At 71.8% G+C, this 14190-nt stretch carries 13 protein-coding genes; 10 read left to right on the forward strand and 3 right to left on the reverse strand.

From position 1 onward, the window contains the following. The first annotated feature begins 231 nt into the window (after nt 1-231). From CRP56_RS31280 to CRP56_RS31310, 7 genes are all read left to right on the forward strand, one after another. Nucleotides 232-1068, forward strand: a complete 837-nt coding sequence (locus CRP56_RS31280; protein ID WP_097269629.1) for a helix-turn-helix domain-containing protein — start codon at nt 232-234, stop codon at nt 1066-1068. A gap of 85 nt (nt 1069-1153) precedes the next feature. Then, nucleotides 1154-2623 carry a 30S ribosomal protein S12 methylthiotransferase RimO gene (gene rimO, locus CRP56_RS31285; RefSeq protein ID WP_097269631.1) on the forward strand — a complete coding sequence of 490 codons (1470 nt, stop codon included), beginning with the start codon at nt 1154-1156 and terminating at the stop codon, nt 2621-2623. After that, nucleotides 2620-3336 carry a CDP-diacylglycerol--glycerol-3-phosphate 3-phosphatidyltransferase gene (pgsA, locus tag CRP56_RS31290; protein WP_097269633.1) on the forward strand — a complete coding sequence of 239 codons (717 nt, stop codon included), beginning with the start codon at nt 2620-2622 and terminating at the stop codon, nt 3334-3336. The genes rimO and pgsA overlap by 4 nt, the downstream gene beginning before the upstream one ends. Then, nucleotides 3333-3869, forward strand: a complete 537-nt coding sequence (locus tag CRP56_RS31295) for a CinA family protein (RefSeq protein WP_097269635.1) — start codon at nt 3333-3335, stop codon at nt 3867-3869. The genes pgsA and CRP56_RS31295 overlap by 4 nt, the downstream gene beginning before the upstream one ends. 109 nt (nt 3870-3978) lie before the next feature. Next, the gene (locus tag CRP56_RS31300) at nt 3979-4359 is read left to right on the forward strand and encodes a helix-turn-helix domain-containing protein (protein WP_030825954.1); all 381 of its coding nucleotides are present in this window, start codon (nt 3979-3981) and stop codon (nt 4357-4359) included. Between the two features lie 199 nt (nt 4360-4558). Then, nucleotides 4559-5029, forward strand: coding sequence for a Dps family protein (locus CRP56_RS31305; RefSeq protein ID WP_097274630.1), 471 nt, complete (start codon nt 4559-4561; stop codon nt 5027-5029). A gap of 133 nt (nt 5030-5162) precedes the next feature. Then, complete coding sequence (locus CRP56_RS31310) at nt 5163-5462, forward strand: hypothetical protein (RefSeq protein WP_097269637.1); 300 nt, start codon at nt 5163-5165, stop codon at nt 5460-5462. Here CRP56_RS31310 and CRP56_RS31315 read toward each other — a convergent pair. The 3 genes from CRP56_RS31315 to CRP56_RS31325 all read right to left on the reverse strand — a co-directional run bounded on the left by CRP56_RS31315 (nt 5410) and on the right by CRP56_RS31325 (nt 12122). After that, on the reverse strand, nt 5410-6171 hold the full coding sequence (locus tag CRP56_RS31315; RefSeq protein ID WP_097269639.1) for an SDR family NAD(P)-dependent oxidoreductase: 762 nt from the start codon (nt 6169-6171) through the stop codon (nt 5410-5412). The genes CRP56_RS31310 and CRP56_RS31315 overlap by 53 nt on opposite strands. Nucleotides 6172-6203: 32 nt before the next feature. Beyond that, nucleotides 6204-7040 (reverse strand): Fpg/Nei family DNA glycosylase, encoded by an 837-nt coding sequence (locus CRP56_RS31320; RefSeq protein ID WP_097269640.1) that lies wholly within the window; start codon nt 7038-7040, stop codon nt 6204-6206. A gap of 198 nt (nt 7041-7238) precedes the next feature. Beyond that, on the reverse strand, nt 7239-12122 hold the full coding sequence (locus CRP56_RS31325; RefSeq protein WP_097269642.1) for an ATP-dependent helicase: 4884 nt from the start codon (nt 12120-12122) through the stop codon (nt 7239-7241). A 170-nt stretch (nt 12123-12292) separates the two neighbouring features. Here CRP56_RS31325 and CRP56_RS49125 point away from each other — a divergent pair, with 170 nt between their 5' ends. The 3 genes from CRP56_RS49125 to CRP56_RS31340 are packed head-to-tail and all read left to right on the forward strand — an operon-like array spanning nt 12293 to nt 14188. After that, nucleotides 12293-13144 carry an AraC family transcriptional regulator gene (locus CRP56_RS49125; protein ID WP_097269644.1) on the forward strand — a complete coding sequence of 284 codons (852 nt, stop codon included), beginning with the start codon at nt 12293-12295 and terminating at the stop codon, nt 13142-13144. A gap of 10 nt (nt 13145-13154) precedes the next feature. After that, entirely contained in the window at nt 13155-13883 is a 729-nt protein-coding gene (locus CRP56_RS31335) for an AzlC family ABC transporter permease (protein WP_097269646.1), read from the forward strand. Further along, a complete protein-coding gene (locus CRP56_RS31340) occupies nt 13880-14188 on the forward strand; it encodes an AzlD domain-containing protein (RefSeq protein WP_097269648.1) in 309 nt (102 codons plus the stop codon). The genes CRP56_RS31335 and CRP56_RS31340 overlap by 4 nt, the downstream gene beginning before the upstream one ends. Nucleotides 14189-14190 lie beyond the last annotated feature (2 nt).

Below are 14190 nucleotides of genomic sequence, written 5' to 3' on the forward strand. Positions count from 1 at the left end.
CGGGCCGCCGATGGGTGTTCGATCGTGACTCACCCGTAAGGGATCATTGAGCAACCGTTTCCCTTCGGCGTACGTCAAGTTGAGGGAAGCGAAAAGCTGCTGCTCCACCATCGGCGTGTCCGGCCATACCGATGGCGTACAAAGTCCCACCGCCCGGTTGCCCCACCCTTTCGCACCCCCCCTAGACTGAACCTCCAGCACAGGTGGCTAAAACGCTCGAAAGGCGCCCCCGTGTCCATCGGCAACTCCCCTGAAGACGAGCGTCCGTTCGAAGACGACCGCGAGGAAGCCCGAATCTCCGTCGGCCGTGCCCTGAAGCAGGCACGGATCGCGGCCGGGCTGACCGTCGACGACGTCAGCAACGCCACCCGGGTCCGTATCGCCATCGTGCATGCCATCGAAGCGGACGACTTCTCCCCTTGCGGCGGGGACGTCTACGCCCGAGGCCACATCCGGACCCTGGCCAAGGCCGTACGCCTCGACCCGGCCCCCCTCCTCGCCCAGTACGACGCCGACCACGGCGGCCGTCCGGCGCCGACCCCGGCGGCCCCGCTGTTCGAGGCGGAACGCATCCGTCCCGAGCGCCGCGGGCCCAACTGGACCGCTGCCATGGTCGCCGCGATCGTGGCCGTGATCGGGTTCGTCGGGTTCACCGCCTTCAAGGGCGGCGACGAGGGTGCCAAGACGCCGGTCGCCGAGGGTTCCTCGCCCTCCGCCGGCAAGTCCGCCACGCCCACCCCGAAGAGCGAGAAGCCCGAGTCGCCGAAGCCGGACCCGTCCGACAGCGCCATCGCGGCGGCTCCTCAGGACAAGGTGACCGTCAAGGTCAGCGCCCCCGACGGCAAGAGCTGGATCTCCGCCAAGGACCACAACGGCCGGCTGCTGTTCGACGGCCTGCTCCAGCAGGGCGAGTCGAAAACCTTCCAGGACAGCGAGAAGATCAACCTCGTCCTCGGTGACGCCGGGGCGATCCAGCTGTATGTGAACGGCAAGAAGATCGACGACGACTGGGCACCCGGCGCCGTGGAGCGCCTGACGTACACGAAGGGCGACCCGCAGGTCGGCTGAGGCTCGGCGCGTGTTCGACGGGGTTGGTGATCTTCACCAACCCCGTCGACGTTCGTTGTCGGTGGGACAAAGTAGTCTTGAGCCCATGCCTGAACGCCGTACCGTCGCACTCGTCACTCTTGGCTGCGCCCGCAACGAGGTGGACTCGGAGGAGCTCGCAGGCCGCTTGGAGGCGGACGGCTGGGACCTCGTGGAGGACGCCGCGGACGCGGACGTCGCCGTCGTCAACACCTGCGGCTTCGTCGACGCCGCCAAGAAGGACTCCGTCGACGCCCTCCTGGAGGCCAACGACCTCAAGGGCCATGGCAGAACCCAGGCCGTCGTGGCGGTGGGCTGCATGGCCGAGCGGTACGGCAAGGACCTCGCCGAGGCCCTTCCCGAGGCCGACGGCGTGCTCGGCTTCGACGACTACGCCGACATCTCCGACCGCCTGCAGACCATCCTGTCCGGCGGCATCCACGCCGCCCACACCCCGCGCGACCGGCGCAAGCTGCTGCCGATCAGCCCCGCCGAGCGCCAGGAGTCGGCGGCCGAGGTGGCGCTGCCCGGGCACGGCCCCGTGGACCTTCCGGAGGGGATCGCTCCGTCCTCCGGCCCGCGCGCGCCCCTGCGCCGCCGTCTGGACGGCTCCCCGGTCGCCTCGGTGAAGCTCGCCTCCGGCTGCGACCGGCGCTGCACGTTCTGCGCCATCCCGTCCTTCCGTGGCTCGTTCATCTCCCGGCGCCCCTCGGACGTGCTCAACGAGACGCGCTGGCTGGCCGAGCAGGGCGTCAAGGAGATCATGCTGGTCTCCGAGAACAACACGTCCTACGGCAAGGACCTGGGCGACATCCGCCTGCTGGAGTCCCTGCTGCCCGAGCTCGCCGACGTCGACGGCATCGAGCGGGTGCGCGTCAGCTACCTCCAGCCGGCCGAGATGCGCCCCGGCCTCATCGACGTACTGACGTCGACGCCCAAGGTCGCGCCCTACTTCGACCTCTCCTTCCAGCACTCCGCGCCCGACGTGCTGCGCGCCATGCGCCGCTTCGGGGACACCGACCGCTTCCTGGAGCTGCTCGACACCATCCGGAGCAAGGCACCCCAGGCGGGCGTGCGCTCCAACTTCATCGTGGGCTTCCCCGGCGAGAGCGAGGCCGACCTCGCCGAGCTGGAGCGTTTCCTCACCGGCGCGCGGCTGGACGCCATCGGCGTCTTCGGCTACTCCGACGAGGAGGGCACCGAAGCGGCCACGTACGACAACAAGCTCGACGAGGACGTCGTCGCCGAGCGGCTGGCGCGTGTCTCCCGGCTCGCCGAGGAACTCGTCTCGCAGCGCGCCGAGGAGCGCGTGGGCGAGACCGTGCACGTGCTGGTGGAGTCCGTGGACGAGGAGGGCGTGTACGGGCGCGGTGCGCACCAGGCGCCCGAGACGGACGGCCAGGTGCTGCTCACGAGCGGCGAGGGGCTCGGCGTCGGCCGTATCGTCGAGGCGAAGGTGGTCGGCACCGAAGGTGTCGACCTGGTGGCCGAGCCGGTGACGGGCTCGCTCGCGTGTAGTGAGGAGGCGGGCAGATGACCGGAGTACCGGCATCCGCTGCGAGCGGCCCCTCCAAGACGGGTCCTTCGCAGCGGGATGCGTCCGGTACCGACCACGGCGACAGGCCCGCGCGCGGCGGCAAGATCGCGGCCGCGGCCGTCAACCAGGCCAGCCTCTGGAACATCGCCAACATCCTGACGATGATCCGGCTCCTGCTGGTGCCGGGCTTCGTCGCCCTGATGCTGGCCGCCGGCGGACACGATCCCGCGTGGCGCTCGTTCGCCTGGGCCGCCTTCTCCGTCGCCATGATCACCGACCTCTTCGACGGTCATCTGGCCCGCACGTACAACCTCGTCACCGACTTCGGGAAGATCGCCGACCCCATCGCCGACAAGGCGATCATGGGGGCGGCGCTGATCTGTCTCTCCGCGCTCGGCGACCTCCCATGGTGGGTGACCGCGGTCATCCTCGGCCGGGAACTCGGGATCACGCTGCTGCGTTTCATCGTCATCCGGTACGGCGTCATCCCGGCGAGCCGCGGCGGCAAGCTGAAGACCCTCGCGCAGGGCATCGCGGTCGGTATGTACATCCTGGCGCTGACGGGGTGGCTGGCGACCGCGAGATTCTGGGTGATGGCTGTGGCGGTCGTCCTGACCGTGGCGACCGGACTCGACTATGTGAGACAGGCCATTGTGCTGCGCAGGCAGGGAATCGCCGAGCGCGAGGCGGCGTTGGAGGAGTCGGAAGCGTGAATTCCCCGGCCACTGAAGTGGTGCGACTACTGACGGTGAAGGGCGAGACGCTCGCGGTCGCCGAGTCCCTCACCGGTGGATTGGTTGCGGCGGAAATCACAGCGGCGCCCGGGGCCTCCCAGGCCTTCCGCGGCTCGGTGACGGCCTACGCCACCGAACTGAAGCATGAACTGCTCGGTGTCGACGCCGGCCTGCTGGCGGCGCGTGGAGCGGTGGATCCGCAGGTCGCGGCCCAGATGGCGGTCGGCGTACGCAAGGCGCTCGGTGCCGACTGGGGCGTCGCGACCACGGGAGTCGCAGGACCGGAAGAACAGGACGGAAAGCCCGTCGGAACGGTCTACGTGGCGGTCGACGGACCCGGTCCGGGCCTCTCGGATGGCGGGAAAGTCGCCTCACTGCGGTTGAACGGCGACCGCGCGGAAATTCGTATGGAGAGTGTACGGAGCGTACTCGCACTGCTCCTTCAGGAGCTTGCGGGCGAACAGACCGGGAATGAGCGGGCACAGGATACGGAACGGAACGGGGGGTTTTGATGTTTGCAGCCCTGAGTGAACACGACATCGCTCCCCGCACGGCCGCGGCGCAAGGCGGTACGGTGGGGCGTGAAGGATGCGGCTACGCGGTCCGAGGAGGGAGCCACCGATGATTCTGCTCCGTCGCCTGTTGGGTGACGTGCTGCGTCGGCAGCGCCAACGCCAGGGCCGTACTCTGCGCGAAGTCTCCTCGTCCGCCCGAGTTTCACTCGGCTATCTCTCCGAGGTGGAGCGGGGGCAGAAGGAGGCTTCCTCCGAGCTGCTCTCCGCCATCTGCGACGCGCTGGACGTACGGATGTCCGAACTGATGCGGGAAGTGAGCGACGAGCTCGCCCTCGCCGAGCTGGCCCAGTCCGCTGCGGCCACCCCCAGCGAGTCCGTACCCACGCCGGTACGCCCGATGCTGGGTTCGGTGTCGGTGACCGGTGTGCCACCGGAACGGGTGACCATCAAGGCACCCGCCGAGGCAGTGGACGTCGTCGCCGCCTGAGCGTCACGCGCCTATGTCCTCGGGTTCCGCTCGAGGACGAGCTGACGATGCACTGAGAAGTGCAAAGCACTCTGCGAAGTGTGCGAAGCCCCGGCCGGGCCTCTCCGAACATCTGGAGAGGCGTCGGCCGGGGCTTTCGTGCATCGTGGGACGGACGGGGCTCGGGGCCGTGTAGCCGTACAGGAATCGGAGCATGCGCATGTACGTCGTGAAGAGCCCGTTGTCCGACGCGGACCTGAAGACCGTGGCCGAGGCCCTGCAAGGGGCCCTCGTCGATCTGGTGGACCTCGCCCTCGTGGCGAAGCAGATCCACTGGAACGTGGTCGGGCCCCGGTTCCGGTCCGTGCACCTGCAGCTCGACGAGGTCGTGGACATCGCGCGCACCCACTCCGACACCGTCGCCGAGCGAGCCTCCGCGCTGGGCGTCCCGCCCGACGGGCGCGCGGCCACCGTGGCGGCGGGCAGCGGCATCGGAGCGGTGTCCGAGGGGTGGATCAAGGACGCGGACGCGGTGGGGACGCTGGTGGACGCGCTGGGCGCGGTGATCGGGCGGATGCGGGAGCGGGTGGCCGCCACCGGGGACGCCGACCCCGTCAGCCAGGATCTGTTCATCGGGATCACGGCGGATCTGGAGAAGCATCACTGGATGTTCCAGGCCGAGAACGGGTGAGGCGGCGGCTGGGGGTGCCTCGGTGTGCCCTTGGTGCGCCCTGTCGGCGGACGGGGCCAGGACCTAGCGTCGGGTGCTGTGGTTCTGTCGGGTGCCCTGAGGGCTTCGGGGACTGCGGGCTGGAGGTGGGGTCGTGGGCCGTCCGATAACGCGGTGGGGGGTGGCCGTCACGCTGGGCGCGGTGTGGTGGTGGGCTGTGCTGCGCCTGGCGCTGGCCTCCGACGCCGGGGTGCTGGAGGGTGCTGTCGCCGCCGGTGGGTGGGGGTTGAGCCTGCTGCCGGTGCACTGTGTGCCGAGGGGGCGGGCGGCCGGGGCGCTCGCCGTGGGGCGGTGGCGGGCGGCCTGGCGCGGTACGGCGATGCGGGCCGCACCGAGCGGCGTCACCACGGCATCGCCACCCCGCCGTTCGGACGGAGGATCTGGCCCGTCGTGAAGGACGCGGCGTCGGACGCCAGGTACAGCACCGCGTGGGCGACCTCGGGGGCCTGGCCTACCCGGCCCAGTGGTGACATACGGGCCATCAGCGCCTCGGTCCGCTCCTGGTCCGCGCCGTGCCGGTCCGTCATCGGCGTGCGGATCCAGCCCGGGGCGACGGCGTTGACCCGGATGCCGTGCCGGCCGACCTCGTTCGCCAGGGTCTTCGTCAGCTGGACGACCGCCGCCTTGGCCGCGCCGTAGGCGAGCAGGCCGGGTCCACCGGTGTCGACGGCACCCGAGGCCATGGTGACGATGCTGCCCCGGATGCCCCGGGCGATCATGAGGCGGGCCGCCTCTTGGCAGGCGTACAGCACTCCCTTGAAGTTGACGTTCAGGACGCGGTCGAGATCCTCGTCCTTCGTGTCCAGGACCGGGCTGCTGTGCATGATGCCGGCGATCGCGGCCAGGATGTCCAGCTGCCCGCAGGAGGCGATGGCCTCGCGGAGCTGGTCCCGGTCCGTGACGTCGAGGTGGTGGGTGCGGGCGGTGCCGCCCGCGTCCTTGATCAGGGTCGCCGTCTCGTGCAGGCCCGGTGCGTCGCGGTCGGCGCAGTGCACGGTGGCGCCCGCTTCGGCGAGCAGGACCGCTGAGGCGCGGCCGATACCGCCGGCGGCGCCGGTGACGAAGGCGGTGCGTCCGGTGAGGTCGTACGCGCTGACGGTCATGGGGGGACGGTACGAGGGTTTCTGACGGTCCGTCAATTAGTCGTACGGTGTGGAGCTCCGCGGCGTGAGGTGGTGCCCGGGGCGGGTCCCGCTTGGCACGTCGGGCACCAGTAGGTGGGGCGTTCGCGGGAGCCGTCGCCCTGGTTGGCGACGCGGACGGGGGTGCGGCAGCGGAGGCAGGGGATGCCGGCGCGGCCGTAGACGAAGAGGTCGTGGCCGTGGCGGCCCGTGGTGGTGCGGACCGGGCGGTCGCGGTTGGCCTCCAGGAGCTTCTTGGCGAGCGCGGGGAGCTTGGCGGCGCGGTCGGCGGGGAGCCCGCCTACCGGGAGCCAGGGGGTCACGCCCAGCAGGAAGCAGAGCTCGCTCTTGTAGACATTGCCGATCCCGGCGAGGTTGCGCTGGTCGAGGAGGGCCTCGCCGAGCGGGCGGGCCGGGTCGGCGAGGAGGTTGGCGAGGGCGCGGTCGGGGTTCCAGTCCGGGCCCAGGAGATCGGGGCCGAGGTGGCCTACGACGCGGTCCTCGTCGCTGGTGCGGAGGAGCTCCAGGACGGGGAGGCGGTAGCCGACGGCGGTCCGGTCGGCGTTGCCGAGGATCGCGCGGATCTGGTGGGCGGGGCCGCCGGTCCAGCGGCGGCCGTTGGCGTACACCTTCCAGGAGCCGTCCATCTTGAGGTGCGAGTGGAGGGTCAGGCCGCCCTCGATGCGGGTCAGGAGGTGTTTGCCGCGCGGGGTGACGTCCAGGACGGTGCGGCCGGTGAGGTCCGCTGTCGCGAACTTGGGGACGCGGAGGTCGCTGCGGGTGAGTGTCTGGCCGGCGAGGGCGTTGTGGAGGCGGGTCGCTGTCTGCCAGACGGTGTCTCCTTCGGGCATGGGTCAAGGGTGGCATGGGGTGGCGGGTGGGCGCCGGTGGGTGGGCGGCGCCTAGGGGGGTGCTGCTGTCGTGTGGCGGGTGCTGCTGTCGTGTGGCGGGTGCGGGTTGGTTGTGGCTGGTCGCGCAGTTCCCCGCGCCCCTAGGGGGGCTGGCCCGGCCGTCCGTGAACGAGGTGAGGGTCGATGGGGTGGAGCATGTCAGGCGCGTAGGCGTAGGCCCCTTGGCGTGGCGATGAAGCCTGCCCCCTCCAGGAGGGTGCCTAGGGGAGATGTCAGGGCCGAGGTGCCGTTGATGCGTTCCACTGTGACGGTGCCCAGGGAGCCGGCTCGGGCGGCCGCCGCCAGGGCGTCGGCTGCTGCCTGGAGGCGGGGGTCGTCGGTGGGTTTGGTGTCCGGGTCCTCGGGCCAGGCAAGGAGGGTCTTGCCGCCTCGCTCCATGTAGAGCGTCAGCTCGCCGTCGACCAGGACCACCAGGGAGCCCGCCTTGCGGCCTGCCTTGTGCCCGGCGCCGGTCGGGGGCTCGGGCCAGGGGAGGGCGGCGCCGTAGGCGTTCGCCGGGTCGGCGGCTGCCAGGACGACGGCTCGGGTGTCGGGGGAGGGGCGGTCGCGGCGATGGGGGGCGCGCGAGGGGGCGTGCTGGTCGCGGTAGTCGCGGGGGGAGACGTAGTGGTCGCGTGAGGTGGAGGACTGGGCCGGGGGCAGCGGGTCGTAGGTGTCGTCGAGGCCCAGGGGGGTCTGGTCTGCGGCGGTCTGCCAGAAGTCGGCGCCGGGCTCCGGAGTGCTGAAGTCGGCGTACGGGGTGAAGTCGTCGGTCGCCGGGGCCGTGGCGTCGGTCTGGCCTCGTTCGCGGGCGTTCGCCACCGCGCGGAGGCGGTCCACGGCGCCGTCCATCGCGAACTGGGCGGCGCCGAGGCCTTCCACCACATAGCCGCGGCGGGCCTGACCGGTCTCCTCGAAGGCGGACAGGATGCGGTACGTCGCCGAGAAGCCACCCTCGACGCCCTCCGCGGAGACCGCGCCCCGGGTCACCACGCCGTGTCGGTCGAGGAGGGTGCGGGCCAGGGCGTGGGCGCGCAGGGTGGGGTCGGGCTCGCGGGCGGGCAGCAGGGACCAGCGGCCGGCGACGGTGGGCGGGCCGGTGCGGGACGCCGGGCGGGCGGCGGCCGTGAGGGAGCCGTAGCGGCCGCGCGGGATCGTGCGCTTGGCGCGGTGGGCCGTGGAGCCTGCCGTGCGGCCCGAGCCCAGCAGGGAGCGCATGGGCGTGAGGGTGTCGTTCGTGAGGCGGCCGGACCAGGCCAGGTCCCAGACAGCGTCGGCGAGTTGGGGGTCGGTGGCGTCGGGGTGGGTGGTCGCGCGGACCTGGTCGGCGATCTGGCGGAAGAACAGGCCGTAGCCCCCGGAGAGGGCGGTGAGGACGGACTCGTGGAGGGCCGTCAGCTCCAGGGGGTGCGGGACCGGCAGGAGGAGGGGGGCCGCATCCGCGAGGTAGAGGGAGACCCAGCCGTCCTTGCCGGGCAGGGAGCCCGCTCCGGCCCACACCACCTCGCCGGCGGAGGTGAGTTCGTCGAGCATCGCCGGGGTGTAGATCGCCACCCGGGACGGCAGGACCAGCTTCTCCAGGGCGGAGGCGGGCACGGACGCGCCCTGCAACTGCTCGACGGCTCGCACCAGGCCGTCGATGCCGCGCAGTCCGTGGCCCTTGCCGATGTGCTGCCACTGGGGGAGGAACTGGGCCAGCGCGGGCGGCGGCACCGGTTCGAGTTCATGGCGCAGGGCGGCCAGGGAACGGCGCCGCAGGCGGCGGAGCACGGCGGCGTTGCACCACTCCTGGCCGATGCCCGCCGGATGGAACTCCCCCTGTACGACACGGCCGTTCGCGGCGAGGCGCTGCAACGCGCCCTCCGTGACCGCCACGCCCAGACCGAAGCGGGCCGCCGCGGTCGCCGAGGTGAACGGGCCGTGGGTGCGGGCGTAGCGCGCGAGGAGGTCGCCCAGCGGGTCCTTGACCGGCTCGGTGAAGGCCTCCGGGACGCCGACCGGCAAGGCGGTGCCCAGCGCGTCGCGCAGCCGCCCCGCGTCCTCGACCGCCGCCCAGTGGTCGGTGCCGGCGACACGGACCCGGATGGCGCGGCGCGCGTTGGCGAGGTCCTGCGCCCACTGCGGTTCCGCGCCTCGCTCGGCCAACTCCGCGTCCGTGAGCGGGCCGAGGAGCCGGAGGAGGTCCGCGACGCCTTCGGCGTCCTTCGCGCGGCGGTCCTCGGTGAGCCACTGGAGTTCCCGCTCCAGCTCCGTCAGGACCTCGGCGTCCAGCAGCTCGCGCAGCTCCGCCTGGCCGAGCAGCTCCGCCAGCAGACGGGAGTCGAGGGACAGGGCCGCGGCGCGGCGCTCCGCGAGCGGGGAGTCCCCCTCGTACAGGAACTGGGCGACGTAACCGAAGAGGAGGGAGCGGGCGAAGGGGGACGGCTCGGGGGTGGTGACCTCGACGAGGCGGACCTTGCGGGACTCCAGGTCGCCCATCAGCTCGACGAGGCCGGGGACGTCGAAGACGTCCTGGAGGCACTCGCGGACCGCCTCCAGGACGATCGGGAACGAGCCGAACTCACTCGCCACTTCCAGGAGTTGAGAGGCGCGCTGACGCTGTTGCCACAGCGGGGTGCGCTTGCCGGGGCTGCGGCGGGGCAGCAGCAGCGCGCGGGCCGCGCATTCGCGGAACCGGGACGCGAACAAGGCGGAGCCGCCGACCTGGTCGGTGACGATCTGGTCGACCTCGCCCTTGTCGAAGACGACGTCCGCAGCGCCTACGGGGGCCTGGTCGGCGTCGTACTCCGTGCCCAGCTTCATCGGTTCCTGGTCCAGCAGGTCCAGGCCCATCAGGTCGGCGTCGGGGAGGCGCAGGACGAGGCCGTCGTCCGCGTGCATCACCTGGGCGTCCATGCCGTAGCGCTCGGAGAGCTTGGCGCCGAGGGCGAGGGCCCAGGGGGCGTGCACCTGGGCGCCGAACGGGGAGTGGACGACGACGCGCCAGTCGCCGAGTTCGTCGCGGAAGCGCTCCACGACGATCGTCCGGTCGTCGGGGATGTGGCCGCAGGCCTCGCGCTGTTCGTCGAGGTACGCGAGAACATTGTCCGCCGCCCAGGTGTCCAGGCCTGCCGCGAGTAGGCGGGGGCGGGCCTTCTCCTTGGGCATCGAGCCGACTTCCCGGAGGAACGCGCCGACCGCGCGGCCGAGTTCGAGCGGGCGGCCCAGCTGGTCGCCCTTCCAGAACGGCAGCCTGCCCGGGACGCCGGGGGCCGGGGAGACCAGGACGCGGTCGCGGGTGATGTCCTCGATACGCCAGGAACTGGTGCCCAGCGTGAAGACGTCGCCCACGCGCGACTCGTAGACCATCTCCTCGTCCAGCTCGCCGACCCTTCCGCCGCCCTTCTTGGGGTCGGCACCGGCGAGGAAGACGCCGAAGAGGCCGCGGTCCGGGATGGTGCCGCCGGAGGTGACCGCGAGGCGCTGCGCGCCGGGGCGGCCGGTGACGGTGCCGGCGACGCGGTCCCAGACGACGCGGGGGCGCAGTTCCGCGAAGGCGTCGGAGGGGTAGCGGCCCGCGAGCATGTCGAGGACCGCGGTGAAGGCCGACTCGGGGAGCGAGGCGAAGGGGGCCGCCCGGCGGACCGTGGCGAGCAGGTCGTCGAGCTGCCAGGTGTCCAGCGCCGTCATAGCGACCAACTGCTGGGCCAGGACGTCCAGGGGGTTGGCGGGGACCTTGAGGGACTCGATGGAGCCGGTGCGCATCCGCTCGGTGACGACCGCGGCCTGGACCAGGTCGCCGCGGTACTTCGGGAAGACCACGCCGGTGGAGACCGCGCCGACCTGGTGGCCCGCGCGGCCCACGCGTTGCAGACCGGAGGCCACGGAGGGGGGTGATTCGACCTGGACGACCAGGTCCACCGCGCCCATGTCGATGCCGAGTTCCAGGCTGGAGGTGGCGACCACCGCGGGGAGGCGGCCGGCCTTGAGGTCCTCCTCGACCAGGGCGCGCTGTTCCTTGGAGACCGAGCCGTGGTGGGCTCGGGCGATGACCGGGGGTGCGCCCCGGGCCGCTCCCGAGCCGCCCATCAGCTCGGCGGGGGCGTGGTGCTCCGCCAGGGGCTCGCCGGTCGCCCGCTCGTACGCGATCTCGTTGAGGCGGTTGCAGAGGCGTTCCGCGAGGCGGCGGGAGTTGGCGAACACGATGGTGGAGCGGTGGGCCTGGACGAGGTCGGTGATGCGCTCCTCGACGTGCGGCCAGATCGAGGGGCGTTCCGCGCCCTCGGTGCCGTCGGCCACGGGGGAGCCGCCGAGTTCGCCTAGGTCCTCCACGGGGACCACTACCGAGAGGTCGAACTCCTTGCCCGACTTCGGCTGGACGATCTCCACCTTGCGGCGGGGGGAGAGGTAGCGGGCGATCTCGTCGACCGGGCGGACGGTCGCGGAGAGGCCGATGCGGCGGGCCGGCTTGGGCAGGAGTTCGTCCAGGCGCTCCAGGGAGAGGGCGAGGTGGGCGCCCCGCTTCGTGCCGGCCACCGCGTGGACCTCGTCGAGGATCACTGTTTCGATGCCGGTCAGCGCGTCTCGGGTCGCGGACGTCAGCATCAGGAACAGGGACTCCGGGGTGGTGATCAGGATGTCCGGGGGGCGGGTGGACAGCGCGCGGCGCTCGGCCGCCGGGGTGTCTCCTGAGCGGATGCCGACCTTCACCTCGGGTTCGGGCAGGCCCAGGCGGACGGATTCCTGGCGGATGCCGGTGAGGGGGCTGCGGAGGTTGCGTTCTACGTCGACCGCGAGGGCCTTGAGGGGGGAGACGTAGAGGACTCGGCAGCGTTTCCTGGGGTCGGCGGGTGGGGGTGTGGAGGCCAGGTCGTCCAAGGCGGCCAGGAAGGCGGCGAGGGTTTTGCCGGAGCCGGTGGGGGCGACCACCAGGACGTCCGAGCCCTCTTTGATGGCCGTCCATGCGCCTGCCTGGGCCGCGGTGGGCGCGTCGAAGGCTCCCGTGAACCAGCCGCGGGTCGCGGGGGAGAAGCCGTCCAGGGCTCGGTGTGTGGAGCTGACCATGCGTCCATCCTGCACCCGGGGACTGACAACGGCCGGTGAGCTGGGGATTCGTGCGGGCTCGTGGGGGTGCAGGTGCCAGGCGGACGGTTCGTTGGGGGGCGGGGCCTCGGCGCGGGGGTGCGCGTTCCGCTCGCCGTTCGGTTCGTGCTGGCTGGCGGACAATGGTCCGTATGGCAGGTTCGGGTGAGCGGGCGCGGCATTGGCGGTATGCCGAGTTGCCCGGGGTTGATCTGCTGCGGGCTCGGTATGTGCGGAAGAACTTTGTGCGGCACACCCATGAGAGCTTCGTGATCGCCGCCATCGCGGACGGGGTCGAGGTCTTTCACTATCGGGGTGCTGATCGGTACGCGGGGGCCGGGGCGCTTGCTCTGGTCAATCCGGATACGGTGCATACCGGGCGGGCGGGGGTGCCCGAGGGGTGGCGGTACGGGGCTGTGTATCCGTCGCGTGAGGTGGTGGCCGGGATCGCTGCCGAGACCACCTCGATGCGTGGGACCCCGGGGTTCGTCGATCCGGTTCTTGATGATCCGTACGCGGTGGGGTTGGTGCATCAGGTGTTGCGGGCCGCTGACGAGGGCAACGCGCTGGCCGCCGACACCTTGCTGCGGGTTGCCGTGACCCGGCTGCTGCGGCTGAACGGTGGGGTGCTGCCGCAGCGGGAGGTGCGGTCGGCGGGGGCTCGGGTGGCTGCTCGCGCGCGTGGCTTGCTGGAGGAGCGGATGGCCGAGCCGCCGAGCCTGGAAGCGTTGGCGCAGGAGCTCGGTGTCGGGTCGTTCGCGTTGTTGCGGGCCTTTCGGGATCTGTACGGGATGCCGCCGCATGCCTGGCTCACCGACGCGCGCGTGCGGCGGGCTCGGCTGTTGCTGGACCGGGGTACAACGCCGGGGGAGGCCGCCGTCGCCGTGGGGTTCAGTGATCAGCCGCATCTGAATCGGCACTTCTCGCGGATCGTCGGGGTGCCGCCCGGGGCCTACCAGCGTGAGCGCAAGAACGTACAAGACGTCGGACGGGGCCTCGTCTAGCGTCCGGTGTGTGGGAGAACAGACAGCTTTCGTGGACATAGCCGCCGGTGACGGGCGGAAGACGGATGCGGCCGTCGTACGGGACGCCCTCGGGGTCGGGGTCGCCGTGGGGTTGTCCGGGTTCGCCTTCGGGGTGACCTCGGCGGGGAGCGGGCTCACCGTGATGCAGACGTGTGCGCTCAGTCTTCTGGTGTTCACCGGGGCCTCTCAGTTCGCGCTCGTGGGGGCGCTGGCCGCCGGTGGGAATCCGCTGACAGCGGCTGCCGGGGCTTTCTTCCTCGGGGTGCGCAACGCCTTCTACGGGCTTCGTCTGTCGCAGTTGCTGGCGCTCCCGCGCGTGGTGCGGCCGTTCGCCGCTCAGTGGGTGATCGACGAGACGGCGGCTGTCGCCTTGGCCCAGAAGGGGCGGCGGCAGGTGCGGATCGGGTTCGCGGTCACGGGGCTGAGTCTTTATGTGCTGTGGAATCTCACCACCCTGCTGGGCGCGCTCGGGGCCGAGGCCATCGGGGACACCGACGCCTGGGGGCTCGATGCCGCCGGTCCTGCCGTGTTCCTCGCGTTGCTCGCGCCGATGCTCAAGAGCGGCACCGAGCGTGCCGTCGCCGGGCTTGCCGTGCTGCTGGGGCTCGGGCTGCTGCCCGTGCTGCCTGCCGGGGTGCCGGTGCTGGCGGCCGCTCTCGCGGCGCCCGTGGTGCTGTGGGCCGAGGGCCGTCGGCAGGGTGGGCGGGGGGAACGATGAACGTCTGGATCGCGATCGGTGTCACGGCCCTGGGGTGTTACGTCGTCAAGCTCGTCGGGCTGCTCGTTCCTGCCGGTGCTCTGGAGCGGCCGCTGGTGAAGCGGCTGGCCGCGCTGCTACCGGTTGCACTGCTGGCCGCTCTCACGGCCCAGCAGACCTTTGCCGACGGGCGTGAGCTGGTGCTGGACGCCAGGCTTGCGGGGGTTGCCGCGGCCGCGGTGGCGCTGCTGCTGCGTGCTCCCTTCCTGCTCGTCGTCGCGGCGGCCGTGGTGGTCACGGCGGGCGTCCGGGCCCTGGGCGGGTGAGC

The sequence above is a fragment of the Streptomyces sp. TLI_55 genome, assembly GCF_900206255.1.
GTDB classification, from domain to species: domain Bacteria; phylum Actinomycetota; class Actinomycetes; order Streptomycetales; family Streptomycetaceae; genus Streptomyces; species Streptomyces aquilus.

Excerpts from the sequence above, each read along its gene's own strand:
- CRP56_RS31315 (WP_097269639.1), bottom strand. The coding sequence starts at position 6,171 with ATGACCGTCAGCGCGTACGACCTCACCGGACGCACCGCCTTCGTCACC.
- CRP56_RS49125 (WP_097269644.1), top strand. The coding sequence starts at position 12,293 with ATGGCAGGTTCGGGTGAGCGGGCGCGGCATTGGCGGTATGCCGAGTTG.
- CRP56_RS31320 (WP_097269640.1), bottom strand. The coding sequence starts at position 7,040 with ATGCCCGAAGGAGACACCGTCTGGCAGACAGCGACCCGCCTCCACAAC.
- CRP56_RS31300 (WP_030825954.1), top strand. The coding sequence starts at position 3,979 with ATGATTCTGCTCCGTCGCCTGTTGGGTGACGTGCTGCGTCGGCAGCGC.
- CRP56_RS31340 (WP_097269648.1), top strand. The coding sequence starts at position 13,880 with ATGAACGTCTGGATCGCGATCGGTGTCACGGCCCTGGGGTGTTACGTC.
- rimO (WP_097269631.1), top strand. The coding sequence starts at position 1,154 with ATGCCTGAACGCCGTACCGTCGCACTCGTCACTCTTGGCTGCGCCCGC.
- pgsA (WP_097269633.1), top strand. The coding sequence starts at position 2,620 with ATGACCGGAGTACCGGCATCCGCTGCGAGCGGCCCCTCCAAGACGGGT.
- CRP56_RS31305 (WP_097274630.1), top strand. The coding sequence starts at position 4,559 with ATGTACGTCGTGAAGAGCCCGTTGTCCGACGCGGACCTGAAGACCGTG.
- CRP56_RS31325 (WP_097269642.1), bottom strand. The coding sequence starts at position 12,122 with ATGGTCAGCTCCACACACCGAGCCCTGGACGGCTTCTCCCCCGCGACC.